General features: G+C 70.3%; 17 protein-coding genes. 11 read left to right on the forward strand and 6 right to left on the reverse strand.

The window, feature by feature from the left end:
- The first annotated feature begins 152 nt into the window (after positions 1 to 152).
- Both NFX31_RS01050 and NFX31_RS01055 read left to right on the forward strand, forming a co-directional pair.
- Positions 153 to 338, forward strand: a complete 186-nt coding sequence (locus NFX31_RS01050) for a hypothetical protein (RefSeq protein WP_262956493.1) — start codon at positions 153 to 155, stop codon at positions 336 to 338.
- Between the two features lie 297 nt (positions 339 to 635).
- Positions 636 to 1,238 carry a dihydrofolate reductase family protein gene (locus tag NFX31_RS01055; RefSeq protein WP_262956494.1) on the forward strand — a complete coding sequence of 201 codons (603 nt, stop codon included), beginning with the start codon at positions 636 to 638 and terminating at the stop codon, positions 1,236 to 1,238.
- 5 nt (positions 1,239 to 1,243) lie between these two features.
- Here the strand turns inward: NFX31_RS01055 and NFX31_RS01060 are convergent, their stop codons facing one another.
- Positions 1,244 to 2,239 carry an SDR family NAD(P)-dependent oxidoreductase gene (locus NFX31_RS01060; RefSeq protein WP_262956495.1) on the reverse strand — a complete coding sequence of 332 codons (996 nt, stop codon included), beginning with the start codon at positions 2,237 to 2,239 and terminating at the stop codon, positions 1,244 to 1,246.
- Positions 2,240 to 2,355: 116 nt separating this feature from the next.
- Between NFX31_RS01060 and NFX31_RS01065 the strand changes: the two genes are divergently transcribed.
- From NFX31_RS01065 to NFX31_RS01075, 3 genes are all read left to right on the forward strand, one after another.
- Positions 2,356 to 2,940: a TetR/AcrR family transcriptional regulator gene (locus tag NFX31_RS01065; protein ID WP_262956496.1), complete on the forward strand. Its 585-nt coding sequence runs from the start codon at positions 2,356 to 2,358 to the stop codon at positions 2,938 to 2,940.
- A 306-nt stretch (positions 2,941 to 3,246) separates the two neighbouring features.
- A complete protein-coding gene (locus tag NFX31_RS01070; protein ID WP_262956497.1) occupies positions 3,247 to 3,603 on the forward strand; it encodes a hypothetical protein in 357 nt (118 codons plus the stop codon).
- A gap of 509 nt (positions 3,604 to 4,112) precedes the next feature.
- The gene (locus NFX31_RS01075) at positions 4,113 to 4,481 is read left to right on the forward strand and encodes a PKD domain-containing protein (RefSeq protein ID WP_262956498.1); all 369 of its coding nucleotides are present in this window, start codon (positions 4,113 to 4,115) and stop codon (positions 4,479 to 4,481) included.
- Positions 4,482 to 4,522: 41 nt separating this feature from the next.
- Here NFX31_RS01075 and NFX31_RS01080 read toward each other — a convergent pair whose 3' ends face one another.
- A complete protein-coding gene (locus NFX31_RS01080; RefSeq protein ID WP_262956499.1) occupies positions 4,523 to 5,626 on the reverse strand; it encodes a nuclease-related domain-containing protein in 1,104 nt (367 codons plus the stop codon).
- Between the two features lie 88 nt (positions 5,627 to 5,714).
- Positions 5,715 to 6,071 (reverse strand): nucleotide pyrophosphohydrolase, encoded by a 357-nt coding sequence (locus NFX31_RS01085; protein ID WP_262956500.1) that lies wholly within the window; start codon positions 6,069 to 6,071, stop codon positions 5,715 to 5,717.
- 270 nt (positions 6,072 to 6,341) lie between these two features.
- Between NFX31_RS01085 and NFX31_RS01090 the strand changes: the two genes are divergently transcribed.
- Genes NFX31_RS01090 through panB form a run of 4 tightly spaced genes read left to right on the forward strand, consistent with a single transcriptional unit; the run spans position 6,342 to position 9,320 of the window.
- On the forward strand, positions 6,342 to 7,181 hold the full coding sequence (locus NFX31_RS01090) for a Rossmann-like and DUF2520 domain-containing protein (RefSeq protein WP_262956501.1): 840 nt from the start codon (positions 6,342 to 6,344) through the stop codon (positions 7,179 to 7,181).
- On the forward strand, positions 7,178 to 8,029 hold the full coding sequence (gene panC, locus NFX31_RS01095) for a pantoate--beta-alanine ligase (RefSeq protein ID WP_262956502.1): 852 nt from the start codon (positions 7,178 to 7,180) through the stop codon (positions 8,027 to 8,029). Before NFX31_RS01090 ends, panC begins: the two co-directional genes overlap by 4 nt.
- Complete coding sequence (gene panD, locus NFX31_RS01100; protein WP_091477770.1) at positions 8,029 to 8,454, forward strand: aspartate 1-decarboxylase; 426 nt, start codon at positions 8,029 to 8,031, stop codon at positions 8,452 to 8,454. Before panC ends, panD begins: the two co-directional genes overlap by 1 nt.
- A complete protein-coding gene (gene panB / locus NFX31_RS01105) occupies positions 8,451 to 9,320 on the forward strand; it encodes a 3-methyl-2-oxobutanoate hydroxymethyltransferase (RefSeq protein ID WP_045251081.1) in 870 nt (289 codons plus the stop codon). Before panD ends, panB begins: the two co-directional genes overlap by 4 nt.
- A 5-nt stretch (positions 9,321 to 9,325) precedes the next feature.
- Here the strand turns inward: panB and NFX31_RS01110 are convergent, their stop codons facing one another.
- A complete protein-coding gene (locus tag NFX31_RS01110) occupies positions 9,326 to 9,967 on the reverse strand; it encodes a LysE family translocator (RefSeq protein WP_262956503.1) in 642 nt (213 codons plus the stop codon).
- 70 nt (positions 9,968 to 10,037) lie between these two features.
- Here NFX31_RS01110 and NFX31_RS01115 point away from each other — a divergent pair, with 70 nt between their 5' ends.
- Positions 10,038 to 10,463 (forward strand): Lrp/AsnC family transcriptional regulator, encoded by a 426-nt coding sequence (locus tag NFX31_RS01115; protein ID WP_262956504.1) that lies wholly within the window; start codon positions 10,038 to 10,040, stop codon positions 10,461 to 10,463.
- Positions 10,464 to 10,531: 68 nt separating this feature from the next.
- On the opposite strand, the gene NFX31_RS01120 is transcribed toward NFX31_RS01115, so the two are convergent.
- Together NFX31_RS01120 and NFX31_RS01125 are read right to left on the reverse strand one after the other, a co-directional pair.
- Positions 10,532 to 11,272, reverse strand: coding sequence for a ribonuclease H family protein (locus NFX31_RS01120; RefSeq protein WP_262956505.1), 741 nt, complete (start codon positions 11,270 to 11,272; stop codon positions 10,532 to 10,534).
- Between the two features lie 44 nt (positions 11,273 to 11,316).
- Entirely contained in the window at positions 11,317 to 11,880 is a 564-nt protein-coding gene (locus NFX31_RS01125) for a G5 domain-containing protein (RefSeq protein WP_338101481.1), read from the reverse strand.
- A 275-nt stretch (positions 11,881 to 12,155) separates the two neighbouring features.
- Here NFX31_RS01125 and NFX31_RS01130 point away from each other — a divergent pair, with 275 nt between their 5' ends.
- The gene (locus tag NFX31_RS01130) at positions 12,156 to 12,749 is read left to right on the forward strand and encodes a PadR family transcriptional regulator (protein WP_045251077.1); all 594 of its coding nucleotides are present in this window, start codon (positions 12,156 to 12,158) and stop codon (positions 12,747 to 12,749) included.
- Positions 12,750 to 12,819 lie beyond the last annotated feature (70 nt).

Consider the following 12,819-nt stretch of genomic DNA (forward strand, 5'->3'; position numbering starts at 1 on the left):
GGCGGTCGCTGCCCTGAGCTAGCACGCCGGGGGCGCGGTGACAAGACCGCAGACGTCGCGGCGCCGCGCCCCTAGCGTGTGCGGTGCGCCCGGTGCGGCGTCCTTCACGGAGGACGGTTCCGGCCGGACGCCCGAACGCGAAGGAGCAGGCCGTGACGAACAACCCGCAGATGCCGCTGGTGCCCGAGGACCCGGAGGACAAGCTCTCCGACCCGCCGCTCGTGGAGGAACCGGACGGTCACGAGAAGCTCGACCCGGACCGCGACGACGACGCGATCGACAGCGCGGAGGCCGACCGGATCGCGGCCGAGACCGGTTCCGACGACCGCGAGAACTGACCGAAGCCGCGCGACGGCATCGGGATGTCCCGCAGCGCGCCGCGCATCGGGCGGGATCCCGGCTCCCCTGGCTGGACATGACGCAGGAGATCCTGCAGGTCAGCGGGCGGAGGGAGGCGGAGTGTGACGATTCTCCTGCGCTGTGTTCGGGAAAGGGAGGAGACGGGGCCGTCCGTACGCGAGGACCGGTCGACGGCTCCGTGGATTCCGAAGAATCTTCCGGGTGACCGATGAGTTCCGCGGATCCGGTGTCTCTGCACCTGTGTACGCACCTCTTCAGCCAGGAAAGGAACGCTCATGCGCTCGCTCATCGTCTCCAACGCCATCACCCTCGACGGCTTCTTCGCCGGCTCGGGCGGCAATCCCCTCGTGCTGAACCTCGACGCGGGGTTCGACGCGCACAACCTCGACCTGATGCGCGGGGCGGGCACGGTGCTGCTCGGCCGGAAGTCGTTCGAGCTGTTCAGCTCGTTCTGGCCGCTGATCGCCGATGCGCCCGAGGACCCGTCCAACCCGGCGCTGAGCGCCGTCAACCGTGAGTTCAGCCGGCTGTACGGCGACGTGCCCAAGATCATGGTGAGCGACGGGTTCGTCGTCCCCGCGGACAACCCGTGGCACGGGACCACGAAGGTCGTGGGCCGTGCCGGGCTCGCGGCGACGCTGGCCGAGGAGAAGGCGTCAGACGGCGGCGACATCGTCGTGTTCGCGAGCGCGACGCTGTGGAACGGGCTGCTCGCCGAGGGAGCGGTCGACCGGCTGGACCTGATCATGGGCCCCGACGCGATCGGCGAGGGCGTCCCCGCGTTCCGGGCCCCCGCGCGTCTGCGCCCCCTCGGCGCGACCCCGATCCCCGGCTCGTCGAACGTGCTGCTGCAGTACACGCCGGTGAGGGGCGAGTAGGCGCGCTACTGCACCGACCAGCCGCCGTCCGACGCGAGGATCGCGCCGTTGATGTTCACCGCGTCGTCGGAGAGCAGGAAGGTGATCGAGGCGGCCAGTTGCTCGGCGGTCGCGACGGTGGGGATGGCCTGCTGGAATGGGGCGAGCCGGCCGGATCCGTACTCCGACATGTGCGGAGGCATCGGGATGCCGGTCGCGACGCCGCCGGGGGCGACCGAGTTCACGCGGATCCCCTTCGGTCCGTACATGAAGGCCGCCGACTTGGTGACGCCGATGATGCCGTGCTTGCTGGCCGTGTAGGCGTTGCCCGAGGCGTTGCCGCGCAGGCCCGCTTCGCTCGAGACGTTCAGGATGGATCCGCGTCCGTTCGCCTCCATGATCGGGAGCACGGCGCGCATGAGCTTGAACGGCGCCGTCAGGTTGATCGCGATCACGCGGTCCCAGACGGCGTCGGGCGTCTCGCCGGCCGGGGAGAAGTCGTCGTTGATGCCGGCGACGTTCGCGAGTCCGTCGATGCGGTCGCCTGCGGCGGCGACGACACGGTCGATCGCGTCCTGCTGCGTGAGGTCTCCGGCCACCGTGACGACTCCCGGGAGGTCGGCGGCCAGCGCGTCGAGCTTCTCGGCGGCGATGTCGCACGCGATGACGCGACCGCCCTCTCGTGCGATGCGGGAGGCGGTGGCCTTGCCGATGCCGGACGCGGCCCCGGTGACGATCACGGTCTTGCCGGTGAAACGACCGGGAGTGACCTGCTCGATCCAGCCGTGCGGCGATGCGTCCTCGGGGATCTCGCCGCCGTTGACCGCGCGCACGAGGTCGTCGACGACCGATTGCGGCATCGCACCCTGGCTCATCACGACGAGCTGCTGCAGGGGCAGCCCCAGCACGGGGGTGAGCGAGTCGGCGCTCGCCCCCGACTGCGCGAGCAGCCCGCGGATGAGTTCGCCGCCGGCCGGATCGGCCAGCCAGTCGCCGATGGAGGAATTCGCGGTCAGGGCCATGGGTGTCTCCTTTGTTCGCCGTGGATCCGCTCCGCCGCACGCGACGGCTGCTGCGATCGGGTTTCGCAACGGTGCGTCCACTTATTGCTGAGCGTACACCTCGATACGCTCGGAGGGTGCCCCGTCCGCGCAGTGAGAACGCCCGCCAGTCCGTGCTGGCGGCGATGCGTCGTGCGCTGGCGGCCGACGGCTACGACGCGGTGACCATCGAGGGGCTCGCGGCGGAGGCCGGGGTGTCCAAGCAGACGATCTACCGGTGGTGGCCGTCGAAGGCGGCGATCCTCGGCGAGGCGCTGCTGGAGGGCAGCCTTCCGGGCGCCGACGTCGCGCTGCCGTTCTCCGACGACCTGACGGCGGATCTGCGCGGCTGGTTCACCCTGGCGGGCGAGAACCTGTCGCGTCCCGAGAACGTGGCGCTCGCGCGGGCGCTCATCGCGGTGACGGCGACGGACCCGGAGCGGGGTGCGGCGCTGAACCATCGCTTCGCGGATCCGGTCGTGTCGTGGATCGTCGCACGCGTGACCCGTGCGCAGGAGGAGGGGGACGTGCGCCCCGATGTCGATGCGGCCGCCGTCGCGGACCAGTTCCTCGCGGCGACGTCGTACTCCGCCTTGCTCGGGCGCCCGCTGACAGCGGCGCGCGTGGACGCCCTCGTCGAGCTCGTCACGCAAGGAATCGCCGCCCGCCCTGGGGGTCGTTGAGCGAGCGAAGCGAGGCGAACGCGGTGCTCGTCCGAGTAGGCCGCCTGTGGATAACTTCCGCGGCGGTGAAACGGATCTGGCTACGGTGTGGGGATGAATCGACGGCGAAGTGCACCCAAGACCACAGCCGGTCGAGCAGGCCTCGTCCGGGAGGCGCTACGCCAAGTCGTTGCGATGGTCCTGGCCGCTGCTGCCATCAGCCTGGTTGGCTGCACGCCCAGCCCTACGCCCCGACCCACACCAACCCCGCCGTTTGCAACCGAGGCGGAGGCTTTTAGGGCGGCGGAGCAGGTGTTTCACGAGTTTGTGAACGCCAAGAACCGTATGCAGAACGGCGATGAGACCGTACACCCCCAGAAGTTCCTTGCCGGCTCGGCTCTGGACAGCGACATTCGGTCGTCAAGGGATGCGGCGACGAAGGGTACTCATATCGAGGGGACCACCACCGTCCTTAGTTTTGTTCCTAAGCACTTTGGCGCTGCAGCCCGATCGGTGGAGGCGCTGGCCTGCATGGATATTGCTCAGAGTCGCTTAATGAGTTCGGGTGGCAAGGACCTCACCTCACCTGACCGTCCACCCGTGGTCGCAGTAGTGATCAAGGCGATGCCGGTGCGCGCTGAGATGCGCATATTCGAGATCTCGGGGGGTAATGCACCGTGTTGAACATGGGTGTAGTCGGCCTTGAAAGCCGCCGATCAAAGTTCGCGCTGGGGCTCTTTGTAACGCTGTTCATGTTCGGCGGCGTGCCTCCAGCGTCGGCAGTGCCCTTACCTTTGAGTGCTCCGTGCGATTGGCAGTTGGTTCAGGCTGGTCAATGTCCGGCGGATGGGAGCGGAGTTTCGATCACCGACACCCAAGCCGAAGGAGACCCCGGTGCAGAGACTCGCGGCGGCAAGCCCGACTCCGGCGATCCGGGCGCGCCTGCCGACGGCGGCACTCCGGCCCTAACCCCGCAGGAGGTCTGCGAGGCCACCCCCGGCCCACCGAGCGCCTTCTGCCGCTCGCTGACTCCAGTCGGTGTCGCGAGCGGGTTGCCCTCCGCGCCGACCGCTCCGGGGTGGAGCGTCACCGTCTCCGATCTCGCCCGGTTTGTCCCCGCCACCGCGACCGTCGTGGGAGAGCCCGACAACATCGCCGTTGTCGGATTGCCCGCGAACTTCGTCAGCAGCGCGATGACCGAAACGATCCCGGGCACCGTCCTCGGGCGGGGGCTGAACATCCGGTTCACTCCCGTGGGCTACGCGTTCGACTACGGCGACGGCGGGAAGCGCACGAGCAGCACGGCGGGAGCCCCCTGGGGCGCCATCGGTCTAGCGCAGTTCACCCCGACCGACACGAGCCACGTCTACACGCAGCCGGGCACGTACACCGTGACGGTCACCGTCACCTACGCCGCCGAGGTCGACCTCGGCGCGGGCTGGATCCCGATCAACGGCACGCTGATCGGCCCGGCTGCGAGCCAGCAGGTCCGCGTGGTCAGGGCCCACACCGCGCTCGTCCAGGGCACCTGCAGCGAACGTCCCGGCTCACCAGGATGCTGACCGCGCCCGGCCCCGCGTTACTGAAGAAGCGCTCCGACCGCTCAGGCGCGCACGCTGCGTCGCTCCCGGATCCGCGGCCCATCCGCAGACGCCGCCGCCAGCGCCCCGTGCGCAGGCATGCGGAAGTCCAGCGGCACCGGGCTGCGGAACTCGGAGGCGAACCGCCCGGTTCCGTGCAGGTCGGCGCCCAGCTCGCGCACCGTCGCGACGAGCTGCGTGAGCTGGTGCGACGACGGGCCCGCCGCTCCACCCGACTGCGCGTCCAGGAGCGCCTTCTGGATGGTGCGCACCGAGGCGATGCGCGTTGGCTCCGCATGCTCGGTCTCGTCGAGGCCGCCCGTCCAGACGCGGGCATCCGGGTGCGAGTAGAACACGCAGGTCTGCAGGGAGGGCGCGGATCCATGCTGCCCGACGAGGTGCTGGTGGAAGAGGTGCGCCTGCTGGCGCACCTGCGAGGCAGGGGAATCAGCGTCGAGCAGCGTGCGCACATCGAGGCGCTCGTTGCCATCGCGAGAGATCGCGATCGCGAACGATGTCGGAAGGGCGCTCTCGTCGAACAGCACCCCGAGCGCGCCGGCGAGCGTCGAGGGCTTCTTGCCGTCGAGGATGAGCCCCTGCCAGTACTTGCTCTCCACGAGCACGATCGCCTTCTCGGTGATCACCAGATGATCGAGCTGCGCGCAGTACGGGGCGATGGATCCCTCGTCGCGCGGCGAGAAGACGATGTTCGTCGCGATGATCGCGTCGAGGCCCGCCGCATCGCAGGCGTCCACGAGCACCTCACGCGAGGCGAGGTCCCAGCGCAGACCGCGGCCGGCAAGCAGCCGGGATCCTTCCTCGTTCGCGACCGCGGCGTCGCACTCCGCGATGAGCGAGCGCACCTGCTCTTCATGCGCCTGGATCCTCTGCGAGATCTCGGTGTGGTGTTGCGCGGTCAGCGCGGCCAGCGTCTCGTCGTGCGAGCTCTGCAGCTCACGCGTCACGTCGGCCTGACGCTCGATGAGCGTGTTCTCGCCCTCCGCGTAACGGCGCTGGAGCTCGTCCGTGACCCGCCGATTGCGTCGGCTCAGCATCCAGACGGTGACGATGAACGTGACCACCAGCACGGCGACGGCGATGAGCAGGACGAGAGTGGGGATCTCCATCCGTCCAGCCAATCAGCGGCCGCAGACTTTCCCGGCGCGTCGTCCGCGCGTGGCGTGGACTGCGTGGCTCAGCAGGTCGACGCGGCCGTCACGCCGACGTGTCTCTGCCCCCGGCGCGCTCGGCCGCGAGCTGTGTGTACTTCACCATCCGCCCGCGCGCCTGTTCGGTCGGGTACTTCTGTCGGCTGGATTCGAGCTTGCGCAGCACGATGTCGTCGAGGTCCACGCCGATCCGGTTCGCGAGATGGATGCAGTACGTGACGACGTCGGCGAGCTCCTCCTCGACGCGCGTCCGATCGAAATCGCCGCCCCATTGGAAGCACTCCAGCAGCTCGCCGGACTCGATCGCGATGCTCTTCGCGAGGTTCTCCGGGGTGTGGAACTGGTCCCAGTCCCGCTCCTCGACGAAGGCGCGGAGGGCGGCGAGAGTCGACGGCGACGGCATGGGGGTGAGGCTAGCAGAGCGCTCGAGCCGCGAACTTCGGCGCCAGACCGGGGTATCCAGCCTGGCCGGTGCCGACTCGGAGCGAGGCGGCGCGTGCCAGCGCGCGGCGTAGGCGGAGATCAAAAGGACCGGCAAGATAAATCATTTTGCATCAAATAGCTTTATCAACGATGGTCAGTACATGTCTATCTGATCCACGATTTGGTACGCCTCGTGTCTCGGGCGGATACTCGACCCGTCCCGGCCGTCTATTCCGGTCGGGGTCCAACAATGAACGAGACCTTCTCCTCCCTCCCCGCCGCGCCCGTCCGCGACATCGCCGTCGTCGGTGCCGGACGGCTCGGCCGTGTGCTCGCGCGGGCGCTGACGGCAGCCGGCTTCAGCGTCGCCGGACCTCTTCATCGGGGAGACCCGATCCCCGCGGTCGACGCCGCGATCCTCTGCGTGCCGGATGCGGCGATCCACGACGCGGCGCTCGCAGCGCGCCCGCACGCGCGGCTGGTCGGCCATGTCTCCGGGGCTACGGGCCTCGATGACGTCGACTTCAGCGTCCACCCGCTGCAGACCTTCACCGGAATCGAGGCGCCGAGCGTGTTCCACGGAATCGGCGCCGCGGTCGACGGACGCACGCCCGAGACCCTCGCCGTGGCGGAAAGGCTGGCCGTCGCGCTCGGAGCTCACCCGTTCCAGGTCGACGACCGGCACCGCGCGGGCTACCACGCGTCCGCGTCGATCGCCTCGAACCTGATCCTCGCCGTGTTCGACGCCGCCGAGCGGGTGGCCGGATCCGCGGGGATCCCGTCGGCGCAGGCACGCGCGGTCCTCGCGCCGCTCGTGCGGCAGACGGTGACGAACTGGGCCGATCGTGGCGCGGCCGGGGCCCTCACCGGGCCGATCGCCCGCGGCGATGAGGCCACTGTCGCCCGGCAGAGGGTGGCTGTCGCGGAGGGCAATCCGGAGCTCCTGGAGCTCGTCGATGCGCTGACGGCGCAGACCCGCGTGCTCGCGGGTCGCGAAGGAGACGGCGTTTCGTCTCGCTTCGCTCGCTCAACGACCCCGGGTGCTGACCAGGGAACGACCACGGGAGAGACCGGGAGGACCCGCGCATGAGGATCATCCGCACGATCGCCGAGGTCCGCGAGGCTGTCCGTGCGGCCAGGATCCAGGGCGGCAGCGTCGGTCTCGTTCCGACGATGGGCGCCTTCCACGCCGGCCATCTGGCGCTGATGCACGAAGCGCGCAGGAGCACCGACCTCGTCGTGGTCTCGCTGTTCGTGAACCCCACCCAGTTCGGCCCGAACGAAGACCTCAGCCGCTACCCGCGCGACGAGGCGCGGGACGCGGCCCTGGCGGAAGGTGCCGGCGTCGACATCCTGTTCGCACCCGCGCCCGCCGAGATCTACCCCGACGGCTTCGCCACGACGATCCACATCGCGGGCATCACCGACGTGCTCGACGGCGCGAGTCGCGGCGCTCACCACTTCGACGGGGTCGCCACCGTGGTCGCCAAGCTGTTCGGCATCGTCGCCCCCGACATCGCCTTCTTCGGGCAGAAGGATGCGCAGCAGGTGCTCGTCGTGCGCCGGCTCGTGCGCGACCTCGACATCGATGTGCGGATCCAGGCCGTCCCGACCGTGCGCGAACCCGACGGACTCGCCATGAGCTCGCGCAACGTCTACCTCGACCCCGCGGCCCGACGGCAGGCGTCGGCTGTGAACCGCGCTCTCGCGGCCGCCGCCGTCGCCGTCGAACAGGGCGAGCGCGAGGCCGCGGTCGTCATGGATGTCGCGCGGCGCGTGCTGGACGATGCCGGCATCGTCCCCGAATACCTCGAGCTGCGCACCGCCGACGATCTGCGGCCGGTCACGACGCTGACCGGCGACACCCTTCTCGCGGTCGCCGCGCACGTCGGCGCCGCCCGCCTCATCGACAACCGCCTCCTGAGAGTGAGCGCCTGATGCGACGCACCATGCTGAAGTCGAAGATCCACCGGGCGACGATCACCGGATCCGACCTGCACTACGTCGGATCCATCACGATCGACCCCGACCTGCTCGACGCGGCAGACATCCTTCCGCACGAGCAGGTGCACGTCGTCGACGTCGACAACGGCTCGCGGTTCGAGACCTACACGATCGCGGGCGAGCGCGGCTCCGGAGTGATCCAGGTCAACGGCGCGGCCGCCCGGCTCGTGCACACGGGCGATACCGTCATCGTCATCTCGTACGCCGACTACGCGCCCGAAGACCTCGTCGGCTACGCCCCGACCGTGGTGCACGTCGACCGGGCGAACGCGATCATCCAGGTCGACACCGCCGTGGACGCACTGCTCACGGAGGCCCGTGCGCACGCCGCACTGAGCGACCGGGGGGAGACGAAGTGAGCGCGCACGCCGCCCCGGACCGCCGGCTCGGCCTGGGCGATCTCGCGGCGAAGAAGGCCGCCGGCGAGCCGATCGTCATGGTCACGGCCTACGATCACCCCGGCGCGCAGATCGTCGAGGCGGCCGGCGTCGACATCGTGCTCGTCGGCGATTCCGCAGCGATGACGGTGCTCGGCTACGACAGCACAGTGCCCGTCTCCGTCGACGAGATGATCATGCTCACCAAGGCTGTGCGCCGAGGCCTCACGAAGCCGCTGCTCGTCGCCGACCTCCCGTTCGGTTCGTACGAGACGTCGGACGCGCAGGCCCTCGCGACAGCGCAGCGCTTCGTGAAGGAGACCGGCTGCGACCTCGTCAAGATCGAGCGCGGCGGCACCTCGGTGCAACGCGCACGAGCCCTCGTGGAGGCCGGGATCCCCGTCGTCGGCCACGTCGGGCTCACCCCGCAGACCGCCACCTCGCTCGGCGGCTACCGCTCGCAGGGGCGTACGGCCGAGGCCGCGCTCGCCCTGATCGACGACGCCCTCGCCCTGCAGGATGCGGGTTGCGCACTGCTGGTGGTCGAGGCGGTGCCGAGCGAGGTCACCGCAGCGCTCATGCCCCTCCTCGACATCCCCGTGATCGGGATCGGAGCCGGATCCGCCACCGACGGGCAGGTGCTGGTCTTCCACGACCTGCTCGGGATCTACGACGGCGGCGCGGCCCGGTTCGTCAAGCGGTACGCCGACCTGCGCAGGGCGGCGATCGACGGGGTCACCGCTTACGCGGACGAGGTGCGCGACCGCGTGTACCCGGCTCCGGAGCACATGTACTCCATGCCGGCCGCTGAGGCCGAGCGCCTGGAGGAGCTGCTCGCCGGGCGCTGAGACGCTCAAGGGGAGACGAGCGCGCCGACGCCGCCGGCGAGCACGACGGCCCCGAGCCCGATCACGACGAGCGACGCCAGGATCCCGATGAGGCGGGCCGCGCGCGCTCCGATCAGATGGCCGAAGGCCGCGCCGACGCCCGCCAGCACGAGCTGCCAGGCGAGCGAGGCGATCCCCGCGGCGACCACGAACACCACGGGTCCCGACAGCGAGGCGCTGCGCGCGGTGACGGCGCCGCCGAGTGCGAGGAAGTAGATCAGCGTCATCGGGTTGATCGCCGTGAGGCCGAAGAACCGCGCGTACGCGCCGAGCCCCGAGATCCTGCCGACCTCGGGCTCATCGGATCCGGCATCGCGTCGGATCCGGAACAGCTGCAGGATCCCGATCCCGACGACCAGGACCCCGGATGCGATCAGGAAAGGGCCACGGAAGCCCTCGATCACCGAGGCGAGGAACGCTCCCGCGGCCGTGGCCGCGGCGCAGTAGAGGAGGTCGACCGTCGCCACGCCGGCCGCGCCGGCCGCAGCGACGCGGAACCCGTTCACGATGCCCTCGCGCAGAAGGAGCGCGCCGATCGCGCCCAGCGGCATCGCGACACCGAGCCCGGCCAGCATGCCGGCCACCGCCGGGATCCAGAACCCCTCCATGCCGTCCAGTGTGACGGCTTCGTGCCGACCGATCGGGGATTCTGTCGGTTCAGTGGTTAGTCTGACCAACATGGACGCCATCGACGAGCAGATCCTCGGTCTGCTGCAGGAGAACGCACGCCGTTCGTTCAGTGAGATCGGGCGCACCGTCGGGCTCAGCACCAACGCCGCCGCCGTCCGCGTGCGTCGTCTCGAGCAGAGCGGCATCATTCTCGGCTACACGATCCGGACGGGGATCGACGCCCCGGATCCGCGCGGCGGGCTGGAGGTCTTCATCGACGTGCGACTGGACGACGCCACCGACTTCGACGTCTTCGCGGAGCGGGTCGGATCTATCTCGGAGATCGTCGACGCCGTGCACATGACCGGCGCCTACGACGGCATGGTGCGCGCGTTCACCCGCGACACCGCGACCCTGGACCGGCTACTGCGCCGCCTCAAGAAGGAGTGCGGGGCCGCGCAGACGCAGACGCGGGTGGCGCTGCGGTCGTACTGAGAGAGGATCGGCGCCACCCTCGCTCACGCCGCGCGCTTACGCCGAGCGGCGTCGCGCTCGCCTGCGCTTCAGATCAGCCGGCGCAGCGCCTCTTCGAGGGTCACGCCCTGGGCGTCCGCGCGGTCGCGGAGACGCGCGTGCTCCTCGGCGCTCAGGGCGACGTGCAGGTCGATCGGGGGAGTGCTCGCAGGCAGGTCCAGCCCGTCGAGCAGATCCGTCGCCTCCGCCCACAGCGTCTGCGCCGGTGCCGGCGACGGTGCGACGGCCGGCGCTTCGTGGCCGCGCGGGGGGAGCGCAGGCTCCGGCTCCGCGAGCACGACAGGGGCCTCGTCGAACGGCGTCGCCGCGGTGAACCCGGGTCCGCGGTCGGGCTCCTGCTTGCGTTGGTACGCGGTCGCGGCGGCGTTCGCGCGCAGGTCCGCGGCCTCGTTCAAGGGGTGCCCTGCGTGGCCCTTGACCCAGGTGAAGGAGACGTCGCGGCCGCGCAGCTCGACGTCGATGCCCTCGAGCAGGTCCCGGTTGAGCACGGGGCCGCCGTCGGACTTGCGCCACCCTTTGCGCTTCCACCCCGGCATCCACTTGGTCACGGAATCGATCACATAACGGCTGTCGCACTCGATCACGAGCTTCTCGCCGGCGACGACCGAAGTCGCGCGCAGCAGTTCCAGCACGGCCTGCAGCTCGCCCTGGTTGTTCGTGCCGTGCGGGGATCCGCCGGCCGCCCAGTTCGCGTCGTCGATGTACCAGGCCCAGCCGTTGGGCCCGGGGTTGCCCAGGGCGGATCCGTCTGCCGCGGCGGTGATCGTCATGCCTCCACCGTAGGGCGTGGCGGGATGCCGCCCGGGCGTGGCGGCTACTTGTCGCAGCCGATGCCGTCGCCGTCGCGATCCAGGTCGTAGATGTCGGTGCCGACCACCCGCACCGGACCCTGCACGTAGGCCGGGCCGTTGCCCTTTCCCCCGGCGCAGTCGACGTCGCTGGCGATCGGCACGCACGCGTCCGCATAGTTGGGATCGCACTGCGCCGCGGGCTCCGCGGCGACGAAGGGTGCAGGGGCCGCCGCCTGCGGCTCCCGGGTGCCGTGCGCCGTGACCTCCGTGACGGGCGCGACCGTCACCGTCTCGCCCACCAGCGTCCGCGCGGCCTCCACGCCGTCGACCCGCGTCACGCGGTAGGTGGAGACCTTCGTTCCGAGCGCGCCCGGTGTCACGATCTCGGTGACGCCGGCGTCTCGCTCGGGGTCGTCGACGGTGGTGCGTTCGAACGGGATGGAGGCGCTGACCTCGACGGTCTCGAACGTGGTCGCCTTCGGCGAGGGGCCGGCGGACGCCGGAGCGGCGAACGCATGCGGAGTCTCCGGGGCCGGATCGTGCGCAGTGCCGCCGCAGCCCGCCAGCACGAGGAGCGAGGCGGCCACCACGGCGATGGTCGCGGGTGTGCGTCGGAGGGCTGAGAGTGAGAGCGTGCGTCGCGGGGCGGTGAGACGCACCTCAGCGCCGGTTCGTGGGGACATCATCGTCACCATTCGTTCGATCGGCATCGGGTGCTCGGAGCCTAGCGACTCGCCGGGCCGAAATTCTACGGTCGGTGAGAATCGCCTCGGATGCGGATCCGGATCCTCTCTTCCCTTCCGATACATAGCGACATATCGTTAACTATCGCTCGACAAGGGGCAGACCTGAGGAGGTCGTCATGGACAACAACTATGCATCTCGTGGTTTCGGAGGACCGGGGTTCGGACCGGGCGGTGGCCGTGGCTTCGGCGGACGGCCCGGCATGAACCCGACGGCGGGGCTCTGGGAGGCGATGGAGCACCTGCGCTCGGTCTTCGACCAGCGGCCGCAGGCTCCGCGCATGGCCCGCGGCGACGTGCGCGCCGCCGTGCTCGCGCTGCTCGCCGAGCAGCCCATGCACGGCTACCAGATCATCCAGGAGATCGAGGAGCGCAGCGGCGGCTCGTGGAAGCCGAGCGCCGGATCGGTGTACCCGACCCTGCAGCTGCTCGCCGACGAGGGCCTGATCGAGGCTGCCGAGCAGGGTGGCCGCAAGACCTACTCGCTGACCGAGGCGGGCCGCGCGGTCGCCGATGAGGCCGGCACGCCGCCATGGGAGGGATCCGGTGCGCGCGCCGGTGCTGCCGCGTTCGGGGCGCTGCCCAAGGCCGGGGTGGACCTCGCGGGTGCGGCGGCGCAGGTCGCGCGCACGGGCACCCCGGAGCAGGTGCAGCAGGCGATCGAAGTGCTCGACGAGGCCCGCCGCAGGCTGTACGCGATCCTCGCCGACTGATGGCGGGAGGAACCGCAGCGCGCACCGAGCTCCCGGTCCCGACTGCGGTGGGGGAGGCCGCCTCGATCCC

Source organism: Microbacterium azadirachtae (genome assembly GCF_025583665.1).
GTDB lineage: Bacteria > Actinomycetota > Actinomycetes > Actinomycetales > Microbacteriaceae > Microbacterium > Microbacterium azadirachtae.

Bases quoted from the DNA above. Each gene is read 5' to 3' on its own strand.
- NFX31_RS01055 (WP_262956494.1), top strand. From the start codon at position 636: ATGCGCTCGCTCATCGTCTCCAACGCCATCACCCTCGACGGCTTCTTC.
- NFX31_RS01060 (WP_262956495.1), bottom strand. From the start codon at position 2,239: ATGGCCCTGACCGCGAATTCCTCCATCGGCGACTGGCTGGCCGATCCG.
- NFX31_RS01075 (WP_262956498.1), top strand. From the start codon at position 4,113: ATGACCGAAACGATCCCGGGCACCGTCCTCGGGCGGGGGCTGAACATC.
- NFX31_RS01080 (WP_262956499.1), bottom strand. From the start codon at position 5,626: ATGGAGATCCCCACTCTCGTCCTGCTCATCGCCGTCGCCGTGCTGGTG.
- NFX31_RS01085 (WP_262956500.1), bottom strand. From the start codon at position 6,071: ATGCCGTCGCCGTCGACTCTCGCCGCCCTCCGCGCCTTCGTCGAGGAG.
- NFX31_RS01090 (WP_262956501.1), top strand. From the start codon at position 6,342: ATGAACGAGACCTTCTCCTCCCTCCCCGCCGCGCCCGTCCGCGACATC.
- panC (WP_262956502.1), top strand. From the start codon at position 7,178: ATGAGGATCATCCGCACGATCGCCGAGGTCCGCGAGGCTGTCCGTGCG.
- panD (WP_091477770.1), top strand. From the start codon at position 8,029: ATGCGACGCACCATGCTGAAGTCGAAGATCCACCGGGCGACGATCACC.
- NFX31_RS01110 (WP_262956503.1), bottom strand. From the start codon at position 9,967: ATGGAGGGGTTCTGGATCCCGGCGGTGGCCGGCATGCTGGCCGGGCTC.
- NFX31_RS01115 (WP_262956504.1), top strand. From the start codon at position 10,038: ATGGACGCCATCGACGAGCAGATCCTCGGTCTGCTGCAGGAGAACGCA.
- NFX31_RS01120 (WP_262956505.1), bottom strand. From the start codon at position 11,272: ATGACGATCACCGCCGCGGCAGACGGATCCGCCCTGGGCAACCCCGGG.
- NFX31_RS01130 (WP_045251077.1), top strand. From the start codon at position 12,156: ATGGACAACAACTATGCATCTCGTGGTTTCGGAGGACCGGGGTTCGGA.